The sequence below is a fragment of the Microbaculum marinisediminis genome, from assembly GCF_025397915.1.
In the GTDB taxonomy this organism is placed as follows: Bacteria; Pseudomonadota; Alphaproteobacteria; order Rhizobiales; family Tepidamorphaceae; genus Microbaculum; species Microbaculum marinisediminis.
The window spans coordinates 449,121-473,009 of sequence record NZ_JALIDZ010000001.1 but is presented as its reverse complement, the minus strand read 5'-3'; the positions used below and the strand labels follow the sequence as shown (position 1 = coordinate 473,009).

Genomic DNA, 23,889 nt, shown 5'->3' with positions numbered 1-23,889 from the left:
GCGCCGGTTTCGACGCGCGATCCCGCCGGCACCCGGCGATCGCGGGGTCAGATCAGGGTGACGCCGAGTTCCTCGTCGCCGCCGACCAGCTTGAACAGGTCGAGCGTGCCGAACCCCTTCACCTCGCGCGCGGCCACAGGCTCGAGCCGGAATTCGCCGCGGATGTGGTCTGCGGTCGCCTCGGGCAGCAGGATCTCCATCGGCTCGGCGTGCTGCTCCATGCGCGCGGCAAGGTCCATTGCAGGCCCGAAGATGTCGTAGACGTATTTCTGGATGCCGACGATCGAGCCGATCATCGGACCGGACGCGATGCCGATCCGGCAGCGCCATTTCTCCTCCCGCGTGGCGTTGCGCTGGCGGATGAAGCGGCGAAACAGGAGCGCCGTGCGGGCGATGTTCTGGGCGTGATCGGGGGTCGCCTCGGGAATGCCGGATACGGCCACATAGGCGTCGCCGATCGTTTTTAGCCGTTCGCAGCCGAATTGCTCGACGATCCTGTCGAAGCCGGTGAAGATGTCGTTGAGTTCGGAAATCAGCGCCAGCGGGTCCTTGGACACCGCCATCTCGGTGAAATCGACGAAGTCGAGCATCAGCACCGAGGCCGACTCGAAGCGCTGTGGGGTGGTGACGCCGAAGGTCTTGAGCTCCTCGTAGACCGTGCGCGGCATGATGTTGAGCAGCAGCCGCTCGGCGCGCTCCTTCTCCCGCCGCAGCGCCCGTTCGTTCTTCTCCACCATCTTGGCGTAGGACTCGATCATGTACTCGAGCTCCTTCACCTTGGTGATGTTGTGCATCTCGACCATGTAGACGTGGCGCCCGTCGTCCTCGTGCACCGAGAAATGCGCCGCGAGCGTCACCGGCCGCCGCTTCTGCTTCACCGAGATCTCGCAGGTCTCCACCGCGCCGGGTTCCAGGCCGCTCAGGTCGGGCACCTGCATGAGCTGGTCGAGCGTGATGTCGTTCGCCGGTGAGCCGAACAGCTGCTCGAACCGCTTGTTCTGGAAGAGGACCTTGAGGCCGTCGCACTCGACGATGGCGATCCCGACCCCGACGGACTCGATCAGCGCGCGATTGAACGCATCGAGATTGAGTGCGCTGCCGACGTCCGGATCGGCCGGAACCGGATCGGCGCTCATCAGTCCGCGCTCACGATCACGTCGCGCCGGGAGTTGATCTCCCTGGCCAGGGTCTCCACGTCTTCCTCCGCCATGGCGAATTCCTCCAGGGTCTCGCGGAACAGGCGGGCCATCTCGTCGAACGCCTCGTTGGTGACGTTCAGCCGGCGATGCAGCTGCTCGAGCATCTCGTCCGTATAGCTGGCCGGACCGCCCATGACCGAGGCGACGAACTTGGTCTGGTGGTCCATCAGCCGCGGCATGTCGACGTCGTCGAAGTATGGCCCGGTAATGTCGGAATCGAGGATCCGGTCGTAGAACGCCATGACGATCTTCCCGGCCGTGGCAAAGCCGCCGTAACGTTCGAATATCGTTCCCCTGGCCATTCTCTTCCGGTCCCGTCTCTTCGTTATTGTGATCCGTCTTATTATGACCAGTCTACGCCGGCTAACGCCATCATCCTAGGGCCGCGGCGAATTCCGTGACCGTTTGGGCCGCCGCGTCGAGATTGCCCTTCCATGTGGCCGGCGAACGGCCACGCGGCTTGAAGTCGTGGTCGCCGTCCTCGAGATAGGCGACCCTGACATGGCCGGGCAGCCCGTAGCCCGCGACCTCGGCCGCGGCGCCGAACGGATCGCGATCGCCCTGGCAGATCAGGACCGGCAGGTGTGCGTCTTGCAGCGGCGTCAGGCGCTGCGCGTCCGGCTGGCCGGGCGGGTGGAAAGGATACCCGAGGCAGACGACCCCGGCCGCGGCAATGGTCGGCTGGCCGGCCGCCATCGCGGCGACGCGGCCGCCCAGCGACTTGCCGCCGATCAGCAGCGGACCGTCGATACCCTCGGCTGTCGCCGCTTCGATCGCGGCGAGATATTCGTCGACGAGCTTTTCGGCGCGCGGCGGCGGCCTTTTCTTGCCCCCGGTTCGCCGTGCCGCCATGTAGGCGAATTCGAACCGGGCCACCGCGACGCCGCGTTCGGCCAGGCGCCCGGCGATCCCGGCCATGAACGGGCTGTCCATGCCGACGCCGGCCCCGTGGGCGAGCAGCAGGGTCGCGTGCGCGGGGCGGGTGGCCGGGCGATCCCAAAGAAGTGTCTCGACGCTCGTATTTGGCTCTGTCACGGTTGATCCTGGATGGTGGTGGCGGCTTGCCGCCGCGATGTGCGCGCACGATATTGCGGGCCAGGAAAGGGTACAACCGCACCGGAGCACGCGGGCTGATGGATTTTGTCGACACGATCGGGGAAGGGGCGTTGCGCCTCACCGTGTTCGCCGGCGTGTTCCTGATCATGGCGCTGGCCGAAATCTCGGCCCCGCGCCGCGACCTCGGTTTCGGCCGCGGCCGCCGCTGGATCACCAACATGGCGATCGTGCTGATCGATACGCTGGCCGTGCGGCTGCTCTTTCCGCTGGCCGCGGTCGGCGTGGCGCTGTGGGCCGATGCGAACGGCATCGGCCTGTTCCATATGCTTGCGCTTCCCGGCTGGGTCGCCGGCCTGCTCGCCTTCCTCGCGCTCGATCTCGCCATCTGGGCGCAGCATCTCGCCGTCCACAAGATCCCGATCCTGTGGCGCATCCACCGCGTCCATCACGCCGACGTCGATTTCGACGTGACCACGGCCCTGCGCTTCCACCCCTTCGAGATCGTGCTGTCGATGGTCTGGAAGATGGTCGTCGTCGTGGCGCTGGGCGCGCCGCCGCTGTCGGTCTTCCTGTTCGAGGTGGTGCTGAACGGCATGGCGATGTTCAACCATGCCAATTTCAACATTCCCGCCCGGCTCGACCGTATCCTGCGTGCCGTCGTGGTGACGCCGGACATGCACCGCGTTCACCACTCGACCGATATCGCCGAAACCGATTCCAACTACGGCTTCAACCTGTCGATCTGGGACCGGCTGTTCCGCACCTACGTGCCGCAGCCCGCGCTCGGCCATGAGGGGATGACTATCGGCCTCGACGACTACCGGACCGACGAGCCGACCCGCCTCGGCTGGTCGCTGCTGTTGCCCTTCGGCCCGCAGAACAGGGTGCGCCGCCATCTCGAAGAACGAAAGGCCGCCGCGGACGAGGCCGGCAGTCAGTAGAAGCTGACCGGGAAATAGCGCAGGAAGATTTCCCGGAAGGTGCCGTTCTGCTGGATCCGGGCCAGGGCGAAGTCGAAGGCCTCGCGCAGCCTGTCATTGCCCGGCGCCACCGCGACCGTCAGACCCTCGCCGAAATAGCGCGCCTCGGTGAACGGTGCGCCGGCGAAGCGGCAGCAGTTTTCCGAAGTCGAGCCGTTGAGCCACAGGCTCGCGTTCAGTCCGTCCTCGAAGAGCGCCTCGACATCGCCGTTCTTGAGCGCGGTCCGCGCCGCGTCGGCCGTCTCGTAGGTGTGCAGCACCGAGCCGGGGAAGAACGCCCTCAGATAGGCTTCATGCGCCGTGCCCCGCTGCACCGCGATGCGTTTGCCGGCGAGCCCCTCCGGGATCATCTCCAGCTCGGGCCCCTTGTTCCGGACGACGAACCGCGCCGGCCGGGTGAGGAAGCGGTTGGAGAAGTCGAAGCGCGCCCGGCTATCGGCGGACACCGCCAGCGATCCGATGATCGCGTCGCCGAGATCCGATTCGATGCCGCTCGGCAGCAGGTCCCATCTGAGCGTCTGCACCGTGCAGGGCACGTCGAGCTCCACGCAGATCGCCCGCGCCAGCTCGATCGAGAATCCGGTCGGCAAGCCGTCGGCACCGACGAAGGCGAACGGCGGGTTCTCCGCCTCGACCAGGATCCGCACCGCCCGGACTTCCGAGAGATCCGGTTTCTCCATCCTGTGGGCGGGGTCCCAGAAGCTCGGCACCGTCACCTGGGCGGGAAGATCGACCGCGTGTGCGCCGGGGCTCAGCAGCGTCACGGCGACGCCGGCGGCGATGCAATTCACGATAGCGCGACCGATGCGGCCCATGGCGTCCTTTCAACCACTGCGAGAAAAATCTCGCTGCAGAGCGGGTTCGATGCTTATAGTAACCCCGGCTGTGGTTGTCAGCAGGGGGGCGCGTGACGGCGGAGGGTGCCGTTCGGCGCGAAGCGGTTGCGGACCTGCCGCCCGACGTGGCGTTTCTCACGGGCAGGCTGCCGCTTGAGGCGCTAGAGGAGGCCGTCGCGGAGGCCGACCGGCTCGGCGCCTGCGCGCATGAACTGCTGCTGTCGCGCCGTCTCGTCTCGATCGACACCTATTATCGCGCACTCTCCGCCGCGGTCGGCGCCCGGTTCGTATCCATCGTGCGGCTGCGCTTTCCCGCCGATCCCTTCGTCGGCCGCGATCCGGCGCTCGCCGCGCGGCTCGGCATGCTCGTCGTGGCCAACGGCGACGGCACCGAGATCGCCTGCGCGCCGCGCGGACGACAGGTCGCGGCGCTCGTGGAGACGCTTTCCGCCCGTCCCTTTGCGGCCCGGCAACTGTTCATCACCACGCCGCAGGCGCTGACCGACGCCCTCGTCTCGTGCGCGCAGGACCATCTCGTAGCGGTCGCCCGAAATGGCGGCGGGCTGCTGCACGACGGCAATTCCGCGCGCCGGCTGCTCGACCGCAGGCAGGCCGTGGTGCTCGCCGCCATGCCGCTTGTCGCCCTGCTGGCCGCGCTGGCGTTCCCGGTTGCGACGCTGCTGGCGCTGACCGGCCTGTTCGGCCTTTTCTTTCTGGGCGTCATCGGGCTGCGTCTCGCCGCCGCGGTGCTGGGGCTGATGCCGTCCTCTTTAGGATCTTCGCTGTCTGGCCCTCCGGAGTCGTCCCGGACGGAGCGATCTCGGCCGCTATCCGACCACGAGCTGCCGGACTACACGGTGCTGGTGCCGCTCTATCGCGAGGCCGCCCTCGTGCCCGGCCTGATCGCCGCGCTCGCGCGCCTCGACTATCCCGCCCACCGTCTCGACATCAAGATCGTCACCGAGGCCGACGATGCCGAGACGCTGGCGGTCCTGCGCCGGGCCGCGCTGCCGCCGCAGATCCAGGTCGTCGTTGTCCCCGATGCCGCGCCGAAGACCAAGCCGAAGGCGCTCGGTTTCGCCCTGGCGTTCGCCCGGGGCGCTTTCGTCACCGTCTTCGACGCGGAGGATCTGCCGGATCCGCGCCAGTTGCGCCTCGCCGCCGAGCGCTTCGCCGCCGAATCCGAAGACGTCGTTTGCCTGCAGGCGCGGCTCGCCTGGTACAACTGGCCGGAGAGCTGGTTCACGCGCCAGCTCGCGCTCGAATACGCCTCGCTGTTCGAGGTGTTCCTGCCGGCGCTGGAGCGGCTCGGCTTGCCGTTTCCGCTGGGGGGAACCTCCAACCATTTCCGCATCCGCGCGCTGAAGGCGGTCGGCGGCTGGGATGCCTACAACGTGACCGAGGACGCCGACCTCGGCCTGCGGCTGGCCCGGGCGGGCTATCGCTGCAAGACGTTGCGGTCGACGACGCTGGAGGAGGCGCCCGTCAGCTTCCGGCCCTGGCTGTGCCAGCGCACCCGCTGGATGAAGGGCTGGATCCAGACCTATCTGGTCCACATGCGCGCGCCCGGCGACCTGCTGCGCCGCCTGGGTCCGGTCCGGTTCCTGGGCATTCAGGCGATCTTCGGCGGCGTCGTCGCCTCCGCCTTCGTCCACCCGGTCTTCCTTGTGGCCATCGCCGTCCAGGTCCTGCGCGGCGACATCTTCCTCAATGGCGGCGGTTCGGTCGACTTCGCGGTCAACTGGATTGGCATGCTGAACCTGATTGCGGGCTACGCGGCGGGGTTCGCGCTTGCGCTTGCCGGCCTGAGGCACCGGCCGATGTGGTGGCTCGTGCCCGAACTGGCGCTGTTGCCGGTCTACTGGCTGACGATGTCGATCGCCGCCGTCCGCGCCGTCGCGCAGCTCTGCCGCGCCCCGCATTTGTGGGAAAAGACCGAGCACGGCCTGACCGGCATGGCGCCGGTCCCGCCCGATTCGCAGGCCTATGGAAAAATTGGAGCGGGCGATCGGGATCGAACCGACGACATTCAGCTTGGGAAGCGCCGGCAACCGTTTGATCCAGTTAACCCCAGTTCCCCATCCGAGAGACCGGAAAGGATCCTCGGATGCCGGAACTTGCCGTCACGCACGGTTTGGACTGCATAGGGTATATCAACGAAACCGAGGGCGGATGCGACGCTATCGCGGTCATTGATGGCCGCAACGTCAAGCTCGGTCGCTTCGCCAATCGTGGCGACGCGCGCGCTGCGATCATCGAGGCGAGCCGGGCGGGCGATATCAGTCCCTCCGAGGAACCGGTATCTTCTTCTGGCCGAGCGATAACCGGTGCGGATACGGAACCGGTTTCGGCCTCGACGCTAAACGCGTTTCCCCCTAGGAACCGCACTTCGAAAGATGCTTATCCGCATGAATTGCCGGCCGGCGATAGGGCGGGGCGATGAACGCCCAGGCCGACCTTCTTGCGCTGTGCGCCAAATACGGCGTTGATCCGGACAGCATTCCGGATCTCCCCGAGAAACGCAGGGCGCACCGATTGCCGCCACCGGCGAGTTCGCTCGAATGCGGCATGCGGCGCGACCGGCGCCGCGTCTGGGGCGGCAGCTCGGCTTTGCCGCCGCAGCTCCGGGCGATGTTCACACCGGGCGAGATGGCCGTCATGGCCATCATCCGCGACCAGGTGCGCCGCCGTGGCTTCTGCGCGCTTGCCAATAGCGACATCGCGAAACGCGCGGGGTTGTCCGGCACAACAGTCGTGAAGCGCGCCGTGCGCACCGCCAAGGCGGCTGGCTTGATCCACGTTAAGGAACGGCGGATCGCGCGGGACCGCAATCTACCGAACATCATCACTATCGTTTCGGCGGAATGGATCGCTTGGCTACGCCTCGGCCGCGCTGCAGAGGGGGGTGGGGGCACGGGCGTGCCTGGGACGGAGAAACAGAAGGTTTTCAAGAAAAGAGAGCCGAGCGCTCCCGGCCTTCGACCTAGACCCTCGCTCTCCGATCGGCAGTGCCGACGAATATTACGGCATCTTGGCGCCGGGGAGCGGCGATGGTGAACAAAACGGCCAGCGCGGTGGGGCCCCTTGGTTGGGTCCTTCCCAAGGGCCGCCTCTCCTACGGGCACACTGCGCCTGAATGTTCGCCAGTAGATCAGCGTGCATGCGGTACACGGATACACGTGTCCCAGCGGTAGCGCACGTGTCGGGACGGCGTGTGTATGACTGTCGCATTTCAGTCCGTACTGGATTTAAGGCTGCCCCAAGAAGGGACAGGCACAAGAATTTTGGCCTCGCAGCGCGAAAACGAAATGCTGAAGTTGACAGTTGGGCTAAACTGCGCGAGCGGAAATCATGCTGAAGTGGCGTATACGCGGATATGATTCGGTGGCGCTTGGGGAGTTGGCAGACAAGACATGGCACGCGGCGAGTTGATGAAAAAACTGCTGGCGAGTTACGGCCGGGACGATGAATTTCGTGCCGTAGCCGAGCAGATCATCGACGAAGAAGAGAAGAAGAATAACCGCGTGCTCGCTCGTTCGCTCCGAAATACCCTTGATGCCGCGCCTGCTCGGCAATCTAAGCCAAAGGCACTTGCGCCGCTTATCCCATTTCCAGAGGCGGCGGGTGATTTCATCGAACTCGTCGAGCCAACTCACAGCAAACAGGACATTGTGCTTAGTTCTGAAAATACACGCGTCTTCCTTGGGCTAATGAAGGAATTTCGGCGAGCCGAAGAAATTCGACGACGCGGCTTGCCAGTTCGTTCGAAGTTGCTTTTCTGCGGGCCGCCCGGTTGTGGAAAGACGCTCTGTGCGGAGATATTTGCGTGTGAATTAGGCCTGCCGCTTTATATCGTTAAGCTGGACCGGTTGATTTCCTCTTATCTTGGCGAGACAGCGACCAACGTACGTAAAATATTCGAATTTGCACGAAAACAACCCAGCGTCCTGTTTTTTGACGAGTTCGATGCGCTAGCCCGTGCCAGAGACGAAAGTGGCGAGCACAATGAGCTGCGCCGCGTCGTAAATAGTTTACTGATCTTCATTGACCGGATCACGCCCAAGGGTTTCTTGGTGGCGGCAACTAATCTAGATAAATCTTTAGACGAAGCAATCTGGCGTCGATTCGACGAGGTGATCTGGTTTGACAAGCCCGATCGGCGCTTAACAGAGCGCTTCCTGCGAATGAAGTTCAAGAATATCACGGTTGCCTTTGATCCCATTAGTTACGCGGCGAATTTGGGCGGCTATTCCTTTGCGGAGATAGACCGCGTAAGTACTCAGGCTATAAAATCTGCTATCATCGAGAAACGAAAAGAGGTCCGCGAGAGTGATTTTCGTAAAGCGATTAGTGACGAGCGCCGCCGCAAGCATGGTCGCACGCGAATAACTCAGTCAGGCTAGCAGCTCCGACATGGCACGCTATGAGCATTTGCAACTCCTGCGTTTGCCCGAGCGGTTCCAACGAAGAAAAGCTGGAGGTGGACGACCGCCTCCACCGCGTAATCCCGCGGCGCATAGCCAGCGGCTAGACGCTGAACTTAACCTCGCCATAGAAACACAGCAGCGTCGGCGCCGGCCGGAGTTCGTCGATCCCTCGCTGATCCTCAAAGTCCAGATGTCCGGGGCGCTTCTTGAGGAGGATTGGAACCGAGTCGGCTTGACTTTGTTGTCGAGCGATGACGATCGGACACTGGTGCTATTCGCTTCAACCGACGACATGGCCGCTTTCCGTGAACGCTTGGCCGCCTATGGTCAAGGCGTGCCTCTGGGGTGCGTGAACCCAGCTTATGCAGCCTTCATCGGCGGCATCGAGGGTATCAGTGCAATCGCGCCTCGCGACCGGATTGGCATCAGGGCGCGGGAGGACGGCTTTACTGAGGTGGCAGATTTCCAAGCTGGCACAATTTATACTGTGGATGCCGAGCTGTGGGACCTTGGCCGTCGCGATTTGCGGACCAGGAAAATCGAAGATATTTCAGCCTACGTTCAAGGACGAAATGGCGAAGAGCTAGACAGATATATCGGCCCCTCCATATCACTCGTCCGCATTCGGTGCGACGGTGCGATCATTCAGACATTACTCGGAATAGATGAAATCGCAGAAATCGACTTTCCACCGGAGCCGGACGTTTCAACCGGAGAGGCCGTTGATTTTGAAATGGCCGACTTGCCACCGCTGGGTGAGGTCGGTGAGGACGCCCCTCTAATTGGCGTTATCGACAGCGGCGTAAATCTACATCCGTTGATCGAAGACATAATCGTGGGCGCCATTGGTGTGCCGGAGGCGTTAGGTACGGCGGATGACTTTGGCCACGGTACCTTTGTTTCCGGGATTTCGACGTTCGGTGATCTGCGCGCTCAACTTGACAATGGAACACTTGATCGCGCTGCACGGCTGTGTTCTGCTAAAGTACTTGATCACACTGGGAATTTTCCCGACCGGCGCCTAACGCCCGCATTGATGCGGGACGCAATCACTCAGTTAAGCCAAGAGTTCGATTGCCGGATTTTCGTTATCGCTTTGGGGGACCGGAAAAAGGTCTTTGACGGAGGCAAAGTGGGTCCCTGGGCGGCAACGCTTGACGAATTGGCTCGCGACTTGGACGTGCTTATAATTGTCGCTGCGGGTAATCGCAATCCAAGGGTAGGCAATCGTATCGAGCAGGCCGTCACCGAGTATCCCGGGTATCTGCTGGAACCTACAAATCGACTATGCGAGCCTGCCGGCGCGATAAACGTCATCACTGTAGGCTCGTTGGCGCAGGGCGATGGAATGGGCCCACTGGCTGCGGGCAGTGTAGGTGTGCGCCCGATCACAAATGCACTGGAACCCTCGCCGTTCTCTAGGGCGGGTCCCGGAATTCGAGAGGGAATTAAGCCTGATTTAGTCGATGTTGGTGGCACGCTGGTATACGATCCTATCGTAGCGCGTTTGCGAGGCGGCGAGGACTTACCAGAAGCTGGGGTGCTTTCACTTCATAATGTATTTGTTGATCGTCTTTTTGCCGGCCGATCAGGTACCTCCTATTCGGCGCCGCTCGTAGCGTTCAAAGCGAGCCAAATATTAGCTCGTTTCCCCAACGCTTCGGCAAATCTGATCCGCGCACTTCTCGCGGGAAGCGCAAGCATACCTGCAGAGGCGCGCGCAAGGCTCCAGCCCCTTGGCGCTGATGCGGAACGAGCGATCTGCGGTCATGGGTTAGTCGATATTGAGCGCGCTGTTTTTTCCGATGATGCGCGCGTAGCGCTCTATGCCGAAGATGAATTGGAAGTCGATCATTTTGCTGTTTATCAGATCCCGATTCCTGAGGCATTTCAGACTGAGCGGGGGCGACGCACAATCAGGGTTAGCCTAGCTTACGATCCGCCGGTTCGTCACAGCCGACGCGACTATGCGGGCAATACGATGGGGTTCAGGCTGATCCGTGGTTGTGAGCCAGATCTCATCTTTGAGCATTTTCGCCGGCGCGTAGCAGAAGACGGTCCATTCCCAGCGTTGGAAAATCGCTTTAACTGCTCGCTGGAACCACGTCCTACGCTACGCGAGAAATCCAGCCTGCAAACAGCAACCGCGAGTTTCTCGCGCGATGTCAGCCACTACGGCGATACCTATCATCTAGTTGTTAGGTGCGCAGGCGGTTGGGCTGCAGACGTCGGTCGTCAAGCCTTCGCGGTTGTGGTGGAAATCGCCCACGAAGCCGAAATTCAACTCTATGAGCAGCTGCGTCAGCGGGTGCGTATCCAAACATAATAATCCTGAACGCGACGCGTCCACGCGCTGCCGCTCGGTGGCGATCAAGTACCCGTTTCTTACGCCGGGCAACGTGAGACTGCGAGGGATAGTAACTTAAGCGGAGCCCTTCAATCTTACCCCCGGCCCGCCGCCGTTTTCCTCGATGAATTCGACGCCAGCGCATTCTAGCGCGCGGCGGATGGCGTCGGCGTTCGCTGGCGTGATGCTAACTGCATCGTCTGTGCCCTCAGCGCGCCGGATCGTCATTACACCAAGTTTCGCAGCGGTTGCGAGATCGTTTGCTGTCCATCGGACCAATGCACGCGCGGCGCGTACTTGTGCGCCTGTGATCGAATTAATACCGCGTGGTACTTTATTGACCATATAGCTTCCATGTGGTACAGAATGGCTCGTCTGAACAATTCTATACCACATGAGGCCGCGCATGAATACCCATGTCCGCGAACGGGAGACCCTTGTCTCTGATCACCTGACCGAGTTCCTGGCGATCACGCCGGCGCTGCGGCGGCTGCTCGAAGCGGCCGTTCAAGACGCGCTCAATTTCGTCGAGTCAATGACGCTGTTCCTCGACGAGGTCGACGGCGATGCCGACGCCGAGGACAGCGATGTCGACGAGGACACCGACCCGCGCGAGCTGGACGAGGACCACGAGCCTAACGGCGACGAGCGGGAGCCGAGTCTCGGTAGCCTGGAGCACGGGTTTCTGAAGGCTTGGGCCGGCGGAACCGACGACGATCGAGAAGGCGAGCACGACGGTCACGAGCCGGACCCAGACCGTGAACCGAGCCTGGGCTGCGTGGGGAACTGGTTCCAGCCGCATTGGGCGATCGGCGCCGACCGAGACCTGGAGGAGGATGTCGGCGACCAGTGCGAGCGCGAGGACGGCATGTGAGGGTCGATGTTCGGAGCGGCGCTTGCGATGTGGGGGGGGGGCGGCTCCAGTGAGCGTGGATTGCCAACCGCGCAGCAAATTTATTGACCGTTGTATTGTGCAATGATATATAAACGTTAAATACAACGGAGTTAGGCACCGTGCGGCTATTCGATCCAAGAGAAGTTGCTCACCACACTGGCGTCAGCGCCGCGTCTCTACGGGATTGGCGTTTCCGTGGCCTGTTGGAGGAGATCGGGCAGCTCCGGCCAAACGGGCGGTGGGGATATGGTTATGGAGACATAGCCGCCCTCGCGATTGCCCACCTGTTGGCCTCCTCGCGTCTGGTTGCCGACTTGGACTTCGCCATCAAGCTCGGCCGGTACGCTACGCAGTTCGTCTGGGCACATCTCAAGGGAGATGACGATCTTACAGATCTCGATCGCCGATATCGCGACCTGCCGTTTATCGCTGCGTGGCCAATGGGCAAAGATCTCCAAATCGAACTGTTCGAAAAGCTGGAGAACGCGACCCAATACAGCGTTCCAGGCTGGATCGCGCTCGATTGCCGTCAGGTTGCGGAAGCCCTTCGGCCTCGGCTCTCGCTCTTGGTCGAGCTGTCACGGCTCGACCGCGACGGCAAGGAAGGGGCTTCAAAGCGTTGAACGACCCCACGGAGGCGCAATGATGCTGCAGCGCGCGATCGACGCGAATCAATCCGACCTGATGGTGCGCCGCGCGCCCGCCGGCGGACTGAGTTGGGACGAGGAAACCCGCACGCTGGACGCGGTGGTTTCGACCTTCGCCGACGTGCGCCGGTACGGCTACATCGAGCGGCTTTCCCGCGAGGCCAGCAATTGGGACCTGACCCGGGTCGGTTCACCGGCCGGCGTCCCGTTCCTCGCCGGTCATAACATGTTCAATCCGGGCGCGAAGCTCGGCCGCGTACTCGCGGTCACGGTCGGGCCGCAGAACGTCCGGGCGAAGATCAAGCTCGGCGATAGCCAGGCCGCCAAGCAGCTAGTCCGCGACCTCGTCGCCGGAGTCGGTGTCGCGATCAGCTTCGGCTACGAGGTCGGCGAGTGGGAGCGCATTCCGCCGGCGAATGCAGGCGAACGGGAAGTCCGCATCGCCCGCCAAATCCACCTTTACGAAGTCAGCGCCGTGTCGGTGGCAGCCGATCCGGGCGCGCATGTCCGGTCAAAGGAGACATCCATGGATCCCGACGAAATCGAGACTGCCACCATCGAGGCCCCGCCGCCGGCGACGCCGACGCGCGAGCAGGAGACGCGGACCTTCGGCGAGACCGAAAGGCGGGCGCTGGTGCAGCGCTACGGTCTCACCAACAAGTTCTACAACCGCCACAAGGACAAGGACGAGGGACCCTTCAAGGAGGCGATCCTCGACCATCTGGCAAAGCGCTCGGAAGAGCATATGACGTTCCCGCATGTCGAAGTCGGCGGCGGCGGCGCAAGCTTCGACAATCCCGAGTTCCGTGCCGCCGCAATGGGTGAAGCGCTCTATCAGCGGATCGCGCCGAGCCACTCGCTCAGCGATCCGGCGCGGGAGTTCGCCAGGCTCACGGTCCCCGAACTCGCTCGGCAGTGCCTTGCGTTCGGCGGACACAGCACGCGCGGTCTTTCGACGGCTGAACTCGTCACTCGCGGTCTGCACACCACAAGCGATTTTCCATTGGTGCTCGCCGACACAGTGAACCGGACGCTCCGAGCCGCGTACGACGTGCCGACCTCCGGTGTGCGAATGGTCGCGCGACAGACGACCGCTCGGGATTTCCGGAAAAAAACAAAGCTGCAACTCTCCGGTGGGCCGAGCCTTGAGAAAGTCAACGAGCACGGGGAATTCAAGCACGGAACGTTCAACGAGAGCGGTGAGAGCTACAAGATCGATACCTTCGGCAAGATCTTCGGCATCACCCGGCAGGCGCTCGTAAACGATGATCTCGCCGCGTTCGATCGCGTGCCGCGCGAAATGGGCCGCGCGGCACTCGCGTTCGAAAACAATTTCCTTGCCGATCTCGTGAAGGCGAACGCCGCGATGAGCGACGGCAAGGCGTTGTTCCACGCCGATCATGGCAACCTCGCCGCTTCCGGTGCGGTCGTGTCGGTGACCACCTTGACGGTGGCCCGCCAGGCGATGCGGAAGCAGACCGGGCTGCAGGGCGAATTGATTTCGGTGCCGCCCAAATATCTACTCGTCCCTGCCGAGCTGGAGACCATCGGCGAGCAGGTCCTGGCCTCGATCGCGGCCGCCAAGGTCGATGACGTCAATCCGTTCAGCGGCCGCCTGGAGCTGATCGTGGAGCCGCGCTTCACGGACGCGACCCGGTGGTACGTCGTGGCCGATCCCGGCGTGATTGACGGCTTGGAGTACGCTTACCTGGAGGGCGATCCCGGACCGCAGATCGATACCGAAGCTGGCTTCGATGTCGACGGCGTCAGGTTCCGCGTTCGGCTCGACTTCGGGGGCGGCTTTGTCGATTGGCGGAGCTGGTACTCGAATCCGGGCGAATAGCCAGCCGAAAAACGATCAGGCGCGGGGATCGAAACGTGGCGCGCGGTCCGTCTCGGGAGCAAGCCTCCTCACCTGCCCCCTGTCTGAAATGCTCCGAGGTGGGGAGGCGAGACCGCAACCAATTTGTCAGCAGCTAGGGCGCTCCCGGTATGTCGCGCAAAATCGATCCCGTTCGCAATCAGGGCCTCTTTCCCTGCGAGGCCGAAATCGCGCGCCGGTTAAGCCAGGCGCCGGCGGAATGGCCGGACAAGGCAGCTGTCTTGGAGCGCGACGGACTGCCGCGGATCGACCCGATTATGGGCGGCCGGTTCTGGCCGGCAGTGGAGGCCTATTGGAAGCGCCGATACGGTCTCGCTAGCATCGAGGCTTTCAATCCAGATGGAGAGGAAAATCTCGATGCCCTTCGATGACGACGCGCCGGGCTACAAGGCTCGGCGAAACAAGGACGGGACGGTCCGTCACGTGTGGGTTGCCCGTGCCGACCTGGTGCGGAAAGGCTACACGCCGAAGACGGTTCGCCTTCACTACGACGCCACCACGCCGGACGGCCGGGCGCTCATTGCCGCCGCGTGCCGACGCTACCAAGCCGAAATGCTTTCTTGGGCGGCTGGACAGAAGCAGGACTATTTGCGGTTCGACGGCACGCTCAGAAGCCTGATCCGGCTTTACCAGACTGACCCGGCAAGCCCCTACAAGGCGGTGAAGTGGAACACGCGGCGCAACGACTATGACCCGTCGTTGGCGATCCTCGAAAGAGCGTTCGGCAAGCGGTCGCTGTCGGCGTTGCGTCATCCCGATTTCCGCCGCTGGTACGACGAGGCGAAGAAGCCGGCGACGCCAGGCGGGCCGGAGCGCGTGCGCCGGGCGCACGGGCTGATCAAGATGCTCCGGCTCTTGATGAGCTATGGGATCATGACCGAACTGCCGGAATGCGCCCGGCTCAAATCGATCCTCGACGAGGCACGCTTCAAACAGCCGGCGCGACGGCGCGTCCGCCTCGAGCTCAAGCACGTGCGGTCGTTCATCACGGCTGCGCTCGAAGCGGGCCGCCTGTCGCTTGCGCTCGGCACGGCGCTGCAATTCGAGACGGGCATGCGACAGCGTGACGTGATCGGCGAATGGGAACCGATACCGGACGGCGGGTCGGCGTCCGGGGTCGTGCTGCGTCGCCGGCGATGGGTCAACGGCCTCACCTGGTCGGACATTGGCGACGACCTGGTGCTTCGTAAGGCGACGACGAAGACCGGTTCGCTGATCGCCGTCGACTTGGCCTTGTGTCCGCTTGTAACCGAGCTGCTGGAGCAGATCCCTGCGGAGCAGCGGGTGGGGGCGCTGATCGTCGACGAGATGGCGGGCCGGCCCTACGCGGAATGGGCCTATGGGCGCGAGTGGCGCGTCGTCGCGCGGGCGGCCGGCATCCCGGACACGGTATGGAACATGGACGCGCGGGCAGGGGCCATTACCGAGGCCGAAGACGCCGGCGCGGCGCTTGACGAGATACGCGGTGCGGTGGGCCATGCACAGGCCTCCACGACGGCGCGTTACAGCCGTGGCGCGCTCGGAAAGGCGCGTCGAATCGCAGAGCTTCGCGCGGCGCATCGCAAGGCGCGGAACGATGAGTGAACTGGAATAGGGAACGCGATGGGGAACGTTGGGGAACGCGTAGATTAGCGGTAGGGCGTCAACCCGTTGTTCGCTTTAAGGAAAATTGGAGCGGGCGATCGGGATCGAACCGACGACATTCAGCTTGGGAAGCTGACGTTCTACCACTGAACTACGCCCGCAACGCGCACAGAACATCCGCAAGGCGCGAGATCTGTCAAGGCTTTTGGTCGCGCGGCCGCGGATAGATTCACGAAACAAGCGAACGTGAACGCGCTTGAATGGCCTCTGGATGGCGAAACCGGTTCTTTCTGCTAGGTATTGGCCAACAATCGCAGATAAGCTCCGTCCGGCCGCTCATGAACGATCTTGCCTTCGAAAAGGGCTTCGTCGCCCTCGATCCGCTGAAATTCCGCGATCCCGACATAACCGCAAAGGGCGAGGCGCGGGCGACTGTCGCGCTGGAGCGCCTCGACACGCTGTGGATCAACACCGGCACGCTCTGCAACATCACCTGCGTCAACTGCTACATCGAATCGAGCCCGACCAACGACCGCCTCGCCTACATCACCGCGGCGGAGGCGCGCGCCTATCTCTACGAGATCGCCGAACTCGGCCTGCCCACCGCCGAAATCGGCTTTACCGGCGGCGAGCCCTTCATGAATCCCGATATGCTGGAGATGCTTGAAGACGCCCTGTCGCGCGGCTTTCGCGCGCTGGTGCTGACCAACGCCATGCAGCCGATGCAGCGCCCGCCGGTCAGGGCCGGCCTCCTGCGCCTGCGCGAGACCTACGGCGACAGGCTGGTGATGCGCGTCAGCCTCGATCACTACACCGCCGAACTGCACGAGCAGGAGCGCGGCGCGAAAACCTTCGACAAGACGCTCGCCGGCCTCGACTGGCTCGCGGAAAACGGCTTCTCGGTCGCGATCGCCGGCCGCTCCGTCTGGGGTGAGCCCGAGCCGGTCGCGCGGGCGGGATACGCGGCGCTGTTCGCCGAACGCGGCTGGCCGATCGACGCCGACGACCGCACCGCCCTCGTCATCTTCCCGGAGATGGACGCCCGCGTCGACGTGCCCGAGATTACCACCGCCTGCTGGGGCATCCTCGACCTGTCGCCGAACGCCATGATGTGCGCGACGAGCCGCATGGTGGTGAAGCGCCGGGGCGCCGCCGCGCTCACCGTCCTGCCCTGCACGCTGCTGCCCTATGACGACGCCTTCGGGATGGGCGCGACGCTGGCCGAGTCGCTTGCCGCCGACGGCGGCATGTTCTCGCGCGGTGCCGTCAAGCTCTGCCACCCGCACTGCGCCAAATTCTGCGTGCTCGGCGGCGGCTCCTGCGCGCCGGAATGACCAGGCGGGCCGCGGCGCCCACTTCGGATTTCGCGCGGCCGCGCCGATCCCGCGATAGACGTGGCGGATTTGCGGCGCTACCTCTGCTTTCGTGAGCGTTACCGAGCCGATCGCAGACCTCGATCTCCTGCCCGAGCCCTTCGCCGGCTGGTTCGCCGCGCGCGGCTGGGTGCCGCGGCCGCATCAGCGCGCGCTGCTCGCCAAGGCCCGCGCCGGGCGCTCGGCCCTGCTGATCGCGCCGACCGGGGCGGGCAAGACGCTCGCCGGCTTCCTGCCGAGCCTCGTTGAGTTGGCGGCGACGCCGCGGCACAAGCCCGGCACGGCGGCCAGCCGCGCCTCGCCGCTGCACACGCTCTACATCTCGCCGCTGAAGGCGCTCGCCGTCGACGTCGCGCGAAACCTCGAGACGCCGATCGCCGAGATGGGCCTCGACATCCGCGTCGAGACCCGCACAGGCGACACGCCGCAATCGAAGCGCCAGCGCCAGCGCTACGACCCGCCGCAGATGCTGATGACGACGCCGGAGCAGATCGCCCTGCTGATCGCCAGCCGCGAGGCGCCGACGCTGTTCGCCAACCTGAAGACGATCGTGCTCGACGAGCTGCATGCCCTGGTCACCTCCAAGCGCGGCGACCTGCTGGCGCTGGGGATTGCCCGGCTGCGGTCGCTGGCGCCGGGCCTGCGCGTCGTCGGCCTGTCGGCGACGGTCGCCGATCCTCAGGTGCTCGCCCGCTGGCCGATGGATCAGTCGCACGGCCCGAATGCGGATACCGCCGTCGCCGATCTCGTCGTCGCCGAGAGCGCCGTCGCCCCCGACGTCTCGATCCTGGCGCCGAAGGAGCGGGTGCCCTGGGCCGGGCATTCGGCCCGCTATGCGCTCGGCGCGATCTACGAGGCGATCCGCGCGCACCAGACGACGCTCGTCTTCGTCAACACCCGCAGCCAGGCCGAGATGTTGTTCCAGGAGCTGTGGCGCATCAACGAGGACGGGCTCGCCATCGCGCTGCATCACGGCTCCCTCGACGTCGGCCAGCGCCGCAAGGTCGAGGCGGCGATGGTCGCCGGCGCGCTCAAGGCGGTGGTCTGCACCTCCACGCTGGATCTCGGCGTCGACTGGGGCGACATCGATCTCGTCGTCAATGTCGGCGCGCCGAAGGGCGCGAGCCGGCTGGCCCAGCGCATCGGCCGCGCCAACCACCGTCTCGACGAGCCGTCCAAGGCGCTACTGGTGCCCGCCAACCGGTTCGAGGTGATGGAATGCGAGGCGGCGCTGGAGGCGCTTGCCGAGAACGCCCAGGACTCGCCGCCGCCACGCACCGGCGCGCTCGACGTGCTGGCCCAGCACGTGCTCGGTTCCGCCGTCGCCGCGCCGTTCGATGCCGACGCGCTCTACCGGGAAGTGACCGGCGCGGCGGCCTATGCCGATCTCGATCGCGCGACCTTCGACCGCGTCGTCGATTTCGTCGCCACCGGCGGCTACGCGCTGAAGACCTACGAGCGCTACGCCCGCATCCGCAGGACGCCGGAAGGCAGGTGGCGCGTCTCCAACCCCAAGGTCGCCCAGCAGTACCGGCTCAATGTCGGCACCATCGTCGAGGCGCCGATGCTGAAGGTCCGGCTGGTCCGGGGTGGCCGCTCCAGGGCGCTCGTCGGCGGGCGCATGCTCGGCGAGATCGAGGAGTGGTTCGTCGACCAGCTCGCGCCCGGCGACACCTTCGTCTTCGCCGGTCACATCCTGCGGCTGGAAGGTCTGCGCGAGACCGAGGTCTACGTATCCCGCGCCGTCAACGAGGACGCCAAGGTGCCCTCCTATCAGGGCGGCAAGTTCCCGCTGTCGACCTATCTCGCCGACCGGGTGCGCGCGATCCTGGCCGACGAACGGCTGTGGCGCCGGCTGCCCGGCGAGGTCGGCGAATGGCTCGGGGTGCAGAAGCTGCGCTCGGTCATCCCGCGCCGCGACCAGCTTCTGGTCGAGACCTTTCCGCGCGGGGCGCGCTTCTATCTCGTCTGCTATCCGTTCGAAGGCAGGCTCGCCCACCAGACGCTCGGCATGCTGCTGACGCGCCGGCTCGAGCGCATGCGCGCCCGCCCGCTCGGCTTCGTCGCCTCGGAATACGCGCTCGCCGTCTGGGGCCTGGGCGATATCGCCGCCATGATCCGGATGGGCCGGCTATCGCTCGGCGAGCTGTTCGATCAGGACATGCTCGGCGACGATCTGGAGGCCTGGCTCGCCGAATCGAGCCTGATGAAGCGCACCTTCCGCACCTGCGCGACGATTTCCGGGCTGATCGAGCGGCGCCATCCCGGCAAGGAGAAGACCGGCCGCCAGATGACCGTGTCCTCCGACCTGATCTACGACGTCCTGATGAGCCACGAGCCCGATCACGTCCTGCTGCAGGCGACCCGCGCCGACGCGGCCACGGGCCTGCTCGATGTCACCCGCGTCGGCGACATGCTGCGGCGCACGCGCGGCAGGATCGTCCACCAGACGCTCGACCGGGTGTCGCCGCTCGCCGTGCCGGTGCTTCTGGAGATCGGCAAGGAGCCGGTGCACGGCGAAGCCGACGAAAGCCTGCTCGCCGAGGCCGCCGACGCGCTCATCGCCGAGGCGATGGGCGAGGCCGCCGTCAGGCCGCTGCGCTGAAGCCGTCAGGCGCCCTGGTTCGGCCGGATCCGCTTCAGCAAGTCCCACACCGGCAGCGCTGACAATCCGCCGATCAGCCCCGCGCCGTAGCTCGGCAGCGGAAAGCCCAGGATCATCTGCCACAGGTATCCGGCGACATATCCTGCAACCAGCATGACCACGATGGTGATCAGCAGGCGTTGCCACAACGGCATCAGTAGTTTCATGGACGGCTCCTCTCGCTTGGGCGGACAATAGCCTTATTCGCGCTGGCCGCGCTATGGTCGCCTGACAGCGAAACTACAGGAGAGGACACGTGGCACACGAGACGGCCAGAGCCGCATCGCGCAAACTCAGAAGCATCCAGACCGCCGACGCGGCATCCTTGGCGGAGTACTACGATGGCTGGGCGCGGTCCTATGACGAGGATCTGGAAGACCTCGGCTACGAAGCGCCGCAGCGTGCCGCCGGTCTGCTCAAGGCGCACGGGATAACGGCGACGGCCCGTATTCTCGACGCGTGTTGCGGAACGGGGCTGACCGGACGTCGGCTGGCCGAGGCCGGCTTCGAGCATGTGGACGGCTTCGACATCTCTGAGGCGTCGCTCGACGAGGCGCGGACGGTGGCCGCCTACGACCGGCTTTTCCGGCAGGACATGAACGATCCGTTGCAGGCGCCGGACGGCGCCTACGACGCGGTCGTGTGCATCGGCTCGATGACCTACGCGGAAAGGCCCGAACAGATTCTGCGCGAATTCTGCCGCGTCGCGCGGCCCGGCGGGCTCGTTCTGTTCACCCAGCGCACGGACTACTGGAGCGACGACTTCGCCGACGTTCTCCGTCGCCTCGAAGAGGCCGGTCTCTGGCAGACGCTCGAAAGGACCGAGCCGCAGCCCTATCTGCCGCGCCACCCGGAGTTCGCCGACGCGATCAAGGTCGTCTACGCGGTCTTTCGCGTGGTATGAGCTCAATATCCGGTCGCCGCTCGAATCGGGCATAAGAACGCCGTGGCATCACTCTGCGGCGGAGGCGGCGGGACGTGACATCGGTGGCGCTGATGATCGATCGGTCGGCGGAAGATCCGGTAGCGGCGATCCATGTCGCCGGCGCCGTTCTGATGCCGGATCCCTCCGGGGCGCTGTGGTGGCCCTCGGAATCGATCTTGGTCGTCGCCGACCTGCATCTGGAAAAGGGCTCGGCGCTCGCCGGTCGCGGTGCTCTGGTGCCGCCCTACGACACTGCCGCGACCCTGGAGCGGCTGGCGCGCGTGATCGAGGCGCGCCGACCGCGCACGGTGATCTCGCTCGGCGACTCGTTCCACGATGTCGGTGCCGGCGACCGTTTCCCCGAACCGTACCGCGATCGCCTCGCCGCGCTTCAGCACGGGCGCGACTGGCTGTGGATCGCCGGCAACCACGACCCGACGCCGCCGGCGGGCATTGCCGGCGACTGGTTCGAGGAGCTTGCGGTCGGTGGCCTGGTTTTCCGCCACGAGCCCGATGCGGTCGCGCCGGACGGCGAGATCGCCGGGCACCTGCACCCCTCCGCCAGGGTGCGCCTGCGTGGCCGCAGCGTTCGGCGGCGCTGTTTCGCCGGCGACGGGCGGCGGCTGGTCATGCCCGCCTTCGGAGCCTTCACCGGCGGGCTGAACATTCTCGACGAGGCCTATTCCGGGCTGTTCGAGAGACAGGCGCTCGCCGCCTGGATGATCGGCGACAAGGCCGTCTATCCGATCGCCGGGCGCAGGCTGTTGCCGGACTAGGAAAGCGCGCCTCTAGCCGGACAGCACCACCATTTCGGCGATCGCCGTGACGATCAGCGCGACGACGGCGGCGGCGGTGAGGCGGATGCGCAGCGGCGCGAACCAGACCGGGGCCCGGCCCTCGCCGACGGCACGCACGTCGAGCCAGGCCTGAAGCAGGAACGCGACGATCAGCAATGCCTGGCCTTCGAACCCCGACAGGATCAGCGAGACCCACGCCGCCACCGGCGGCAGGATGCTGATGACGAAACCCTGCGTGCGCTCCGAGCCGTAGAGCGGCCCCATTGCCATGCCCCAGCGGATGCCGCCCAGGAACGACAGCACAAGCGCGCCGTAGACGCTGGTGGCGAACGCGATGAAGGCGGCGACGCCGACATCCGAGATGGCCATCGGGCCGATGGCGCCGACCACGAAGGGGACAACGCCGGCCCAGCCGAGGACGACGGCGGCGAGCGGCGCCGAGTCGTTGCCGATGGGCTGGTCGGATAGGATGGTCATGGTTGTCTCCCCCGAGATTGTCGCCTGAGATTGTCGCCCAAAGCTGTCTGAATTGCAGCCCGCGACGCCGTGATCAGCTCCGGCGGAACAGGACGCTTCCCAGCCAGCCGACGCCGAAGGCCATGGCGACCGTTCCCAGACCGTAGATGAGCGGTTGCCTGTGGGCGAGATTGAAGATCGCCGCCTCGAACCCCGTCTTGACCACCCAGAACCCGAGCTTCTCGGTTGCCAGCAGGGCGCCGTCCCCGAAGACGTGGACACGGGCCCTGTAGCCGCCGGTGCGGATATTGGCGGGAAGCGGGATCTGCGCCATGAACATGCGTGGCGTCAGCATTTCCACGGCTTCCGGGTTCTCGAAATACAGCTCGTTGCTCTGCTCGCGACGCAGGAGCGCGGTGCGGAATTCCGTGGCGACCCGTTTCGGCTGCTCCGTGGCCGTTTCGATCTTGAGGAAGTCGAGGCCGATCTGCTGGCGTTTCAGGGCCGGCGGCGACGAGATTTCCTCGAGCGGCCTGTTGGTCAGGACGGCGTAGTAGGACGGGGCGTTCTTGAACTCGACGCCGGTGCCGTTGACCCAGATGCCGCCGACGCGTTCCTTGCGCCAGACCACCATGTTGCTGCCCGGCCCTTCGATGACGATGGCGACGTCGTAGCCCTCCGACCGGCGTCCGACGGTGGCCGCGTCGCGCTCGACGGTGCCGAACAGGACGAGTTCGGTGCCGACGAAATTGGACCGGATCTCGATGCGCTTCGACGACAGCGCCGCGATGACGGATTCCGCCCGCGCCGTGGAGGCTGCGATGGCGGCCAGGCTCGCGATCGCCAGAACGAGCAGGCTGCGCATCATTCCGGTGCTCCCGTGGCGATCGTCAGCGAGTAGAGGTCCGTCGGCGTCGTCACGAGCCCGTAGAGCATCCGCACGCCGACCGCCAGGACGAGCAGCGCCAGCAACAGCCGCAACTGCTCGCCGCGCAGCTTCAACCCGGCCTGCACGCCGAACTGCGCGCCCATGACGCCGCCGATCATCAGCAGCAGCGCCAGGACCGAGTCCACCGATTGCGTCGTCACCGCGTGCAGCACCGCGGCGAAAGCGGTCACGAAGATGATCTGGAACAGCGAGGTGCCGATGACGACGTTGGTCGGCACCCGCAACAGGTAGATCATCGCCGGCACCATGATGAATCCGCCGCCGACGCCCATGATCGCGACCAGCAGGCCGATCAGCGCGCCGAGAATGGCGACCGGCAACACGCTGATGTAGAGCTTCGAGCGCTTGAAGCGCATTCGCACCGGCAGCCGGTGCAGCCAGGTATGTTGGCCCGGACGCCGCGCCGCGACCGACCGGCCCAGTCGCCGGCGGATCATCGCCCGACCGCTTTCCACCAGCATCATTCCGCCGACGCCGCCGAGGAACAGCACGTACATAATGCCGATGATGAGGTCGAGCTGGCCGAAGCTACGCAGCCAGCTGAACAGCACCACGCCGAGCGCGGCGCCGACCAGGCCGCCCGCGATCAGGATGACGCCGAGCGAGATGTCGATGGTTTTTCGCTGCCAGTGGGCGAGGGCGCCCGAAACCGACGACGCGACGATCTGCCCCGTCTGGGTCGCCACGGCGACGGCCGGCGAGATGCCCGTGAAAATCAGGAGAGGGGTGAGCAGAAATCCGCCGCCGACCCCGAACATGCCCGACAAGAAGCCGACTGCTGCCCCCATTCCGAGCAGCATGAACATGTTAACGGCGATTTCGGCGATGGGTAGATATATCTCCATCACACGACCTGCGGGGCCCGAGCCCGATTACATATTAGAAAAAACTC

The 23,889-nt window shown here is 64.9% G+C and carries 22 protein-coding genes and 1 tRNA gene; 14 read left to right on the top strand and 9 right to left on the bottom strand.

Annotated features, from left to right (window positions below):
• Positions 1–47: 47 nt before the first annotated feature.
• From MUB46_RS02415 to MUB46_RS02405, 3 genes are all read right to left on the bottom strand, one after another.
• Entirely contained in the window at positions 48–1,136 is a 1,089-nt protein-coding gene (locus tag MUB46_RS02415) for an adenylate/guanylate cyclase domain-containing protein (protein ID WP_261614265.1), read from the bottom strand.
• Entirely contained in the window at positions 1,136–1,501 is a 366-nt protein-coding gene (locus MUB46_RS02410; protein WP_261614264.1) for a group I truncated hemoglobin, read from the bottom strand. The genes MUB46_RS02415 and MUB46_RS02410 overlap by 1 nt, the downstream gene beginning before the upstream one ends.
• Positions 1,502–1,571: 70 nt before the next feature.
• The gene (locus MUB46_RS02405) at positions 1,572–2,234 is read right to left on the bottom strand and encodes an alpha/beta family hydrolase (RefSeq protein ID WP_261614263.1); all 663 of its coding nucleotides are present in this window, start codon (positions 2,232–2,234) and stop codon (positions 1,572–1,574) included.
• A 98-nt stretch (positions 2,235–2,332) separates the two neighbouring features.
• On the opposite strand from MUB46_RS02405, the gene MUB46_RS02400 reads away from it, so the two are divergent.
• On the top strand, positions 2,333–3,196 hold the full coding sequence (locus tag MUB46_RS02400) for a sterol desaturase family protein (protein WP_261614262.1): 864 nt from the start codon (positions 2,333–2,335) through the stop codon (positions 3,194–3,196).
• Here the strand turns inward: MUB46_RS02400 and MUB46_RS02395 are convergent.
• A complete protein-coding gene (locus tag MUB46_RS02395) occupies positions 3,190–4,050 on the bottom strand; it encodes a transporter substrate-binding domain-containing protein (protein ID WP_261614261.1) in 861 nt (286 codons plus the stop codon). The genes MUB46_RS02400 and MUB46_RS02395 overlap by 7 nt on opposite strands.
• A gap of 92 nt (positions 4,051–4,142) precedes the next feature.
• Here MUB46_RS02395 and MUB46_RS02390 point away from each other — a divergent pair, with 92 nt between their 5' ends.
• From MUB46_RS02390 to MUB46_RS02345, 9 genes are all read left to right on the top strand, one after another.
• Complete coding sequence (locus tag MUB46_RS02390) at positions 4,143–6,218, top strand: glycosyltransferase (RefSeq protein ID WP_261614260.1); 2,076 nt, start codon at positions 4,143–4,145, stop codon at positions 6,216–6,218.
• Positions 6,179–6,514 (top strand): hypothetical protein, encoded by a 336-nt coding sequence (locus MUB46_RS02385; RefSeq protein ID WP_261614259.1) that lies wholly within the window; start codon positions 6,179–6,181, stop codon positions 6,512–6,514. Before MUB46_RS02390 ends, MUB46_RS02385 begins: the two co-directional genes overlap by 40 nt.
• On the top strand, positions 6,511–7,128 hold the full coding sequence (locus MUB46_RS02380) for a hypothetical protein (RefSeq protein ID WP_261614258.1): 618 nt from the start codon (positions 6,511–6,513) through the stop codon (positions 7,126–7,128). The genes MUB46_RS02385 and MUB46_RS02380 overlap by 4 nt, the downstream gene beginning before the upstream one ends.
• A 356-nt stretch (positions 7,129–7,484) precedes the next feature.
• The gene (locus tag MUB46_RS02375; RefSeq protein ID WP_261614257.1) at positions 7,485–8,474 is read left to right on the top strand and encodes an AAA family ATPase; all 990 of its coding nucleotides are present in this window, start codon (positions 7,485–7,487) and stop codon (positions 8,472–8,474) included.
• 10 nt (positions 8,475–8,484) lie between these two features.
• Entirely contained in the window at positions 8,485–10,824 is a 2,340-nt protein-coding gene (locus tag MUB46_RS02370) for a S8 family peptidase (RefSeq protein WP_261614256.1), read from the top strand.
• A gap of 427 nt (positions 10,825–11,251) precedes the next feature.
• The gene (locus MUB46_RS02360) at positions 11,252–11,719 is read left to right on the top strand and encodes a hypothetical protein (protein WP_261614255.1); all 468 of its coding nucleotides are present in this window, start codon (positions 11,252–11,254) and stop codon (positions 11,717–11,719) included.
• A 297-nt stretch (positions 11,720–12,016) separates the two neighbouring features.
• Positions 12,017–14,230: a prohead protease/major capsid protein fusion protein gene (locus tag MUB46_RS02355; RefSeq protein WP_261614254.1), complete on the top strand. Its 2,214-nt coding sequence runs from the start codon at positions 12,017–12,019 to the stop codon at positions 14,228–14,230.
• Positions 14,231–14,379: 149 nt separating this feature from the next.
• Positions 14,380–14,640 (top strand): hypothetical protein, encoded by a 261-nt coding sequence (locus tag MUB46_RS02350; protein ID WP_261614253.1) that lies wholly within the window; start codon positions 14,380–14,382, stop codon positions 14,638–14,640.
• Positions 14,627–15,853 carry a site-specific integrase gene (locus tag MUB46_RS02345; RefSeq protein ID WP_261614252.1) on the top strand — a complete coding sequence of 409 codons (1,227 nt, stop codon included), beginning with the start codon at positions 14,627–14,629 and terminating at the stop codon, positions 15,851–15,853. The genes MUB46_RS02350 and MUB46_RS02345 overlap by 14 nt, the downstream gene beginning before the upstream one ends.
• Positions 15,854–15,939: 86 nt before the next feature.
• Here the strand turns inward: MUB46_RS02345 and MUB46_RS02340 are convergent.
• Positions 15,940–16,014: transfer RNA gene (locus tag MUB46_RS02340), tRNA-Gly, on the bottom strand.
• A gap of 177 nt (positions 16,015–16,191) precedes the next feature.
• Between MUB46_RS02340 and MUB46_RS02335 the strand changes: the two genes are divergently transcribed.
• Positions 16,192–17,187 (top strand): radical SAM protein, encoded by a 996-nt coding sequence (locus MUB46_RS02335; protein ID WP_261614251.1) that lies wholly within the window; start codon positions 16,192–16,194, stop codon positions 17,185–17,187.
• 91 nt (positions 17,188–17,278) lie between these two features.
• The gene (locus tag MUB46_RS02330; protein WP_261614250.1) at positions 17,279–19,831 is read left to right on the top strand and encodes a ligase-associated DNA damage response DEXH box helicase; all 2,553 of its coding nucleotides are present in this window, start codon (positions 17,279–17,281) and stop codon (positions 19,829–19,831) included.
• A 5-nt stretch (positions 19,832–19,836) separates the two neighbouring features.
• Here MUB46_RS02330 and MUB46_RS02325 read toward each other — a convergent pair whose 3' ends face one another.
• On the bottom strand, positions 19,837–20,037 hold the full coding sequence (locus MUB46_RS02325; RefSeq protein ID WP_261614249.1) for a hypothetical protein: 201 nt from the start codon (positions 20,035–20,037) through the stop codon (positions 19,837–19,839).
• Between the two features lie 89 nt (positions 20,038–20,126).
• Between MUB46_RS02325 and MUB46_RS02320 the strand changes: the two genes are divergently transcribed.
• Both MUB46_RS02320 and pdeM read left to right on the top strand, forming a co-directional pair.
• A complete protein-coding gene (locus MUB46_RS02320; protein WP_261614248.1) occupies positions 20,127–20,774 on the top strand; it encodes a class I SAM-dependent DNA methyltransferase in 648 nt (215 codons plus the stop codon).
• 92 nt (positions 20,775–20,866) lie between these two features.
• Positions 20,867–21,571: a ligase-associated DNA damage response endonuclease PdeM gene (gene pdeM / locus MUB46_RS02315; protein ID WP_261614432.1), complete on the top strand. Its 705-nt coding sequence runs from the start codon at positions 20,867–20,869 to the stop codon at positions 21,569–21,571.
• Positions 21,572–21,583: 12 nt separating this feature from the next.
• Here the strand turns inward: pdeM and MUB46_RS02310 are convergent, their stop codons facing one another.
• The 3 genes from MUB46_RS02310 to MUB46_RS02300 form a co-directional block, all read right to left on the bottom strand.
• Positions 21,584–22,069 (bottom strand): DUF3429 domain-containing protein, encoded by a 486-nt coding sequence (locus MUB46_RS02310; RefSeq protein ID WP_261614247.1) that lies wholly within the window; start codon positions 22,067–22,069, stop codon positions 21,584–21,586.
• Between the two features lie 73 nt (positions 22,070–22,142).
• On the bottom strand, positions 22,143–22,916 hold the full coding sequence (locus tag MUB46_RS02305; RefSeq protein ID WP_261614246.1) for a TIGR02186 family protein: 774 nt from the start codon (positions 22,914–22,916) through the stop codon (positions 22,143–22,145).
• Positions 22,913–23,842: a sulfite exporter TauE/SafE family protein gene (locus MUB46_RS02300; protein ID WP_261614245.1), complete on the bottom strand. Its 930-nt coding sequence runs from the start codon at positions 23,840–23,842 to the stop codon at positions 22,913–22,915. The genes MUB46_RS02305 and MUB46_RS02300 overlap by 4 nt, the downstream gene beginning before the upstream one ends.
• Between the last annotated feature and the right edge of the window lie 47 nt (positions 23,843–23,889).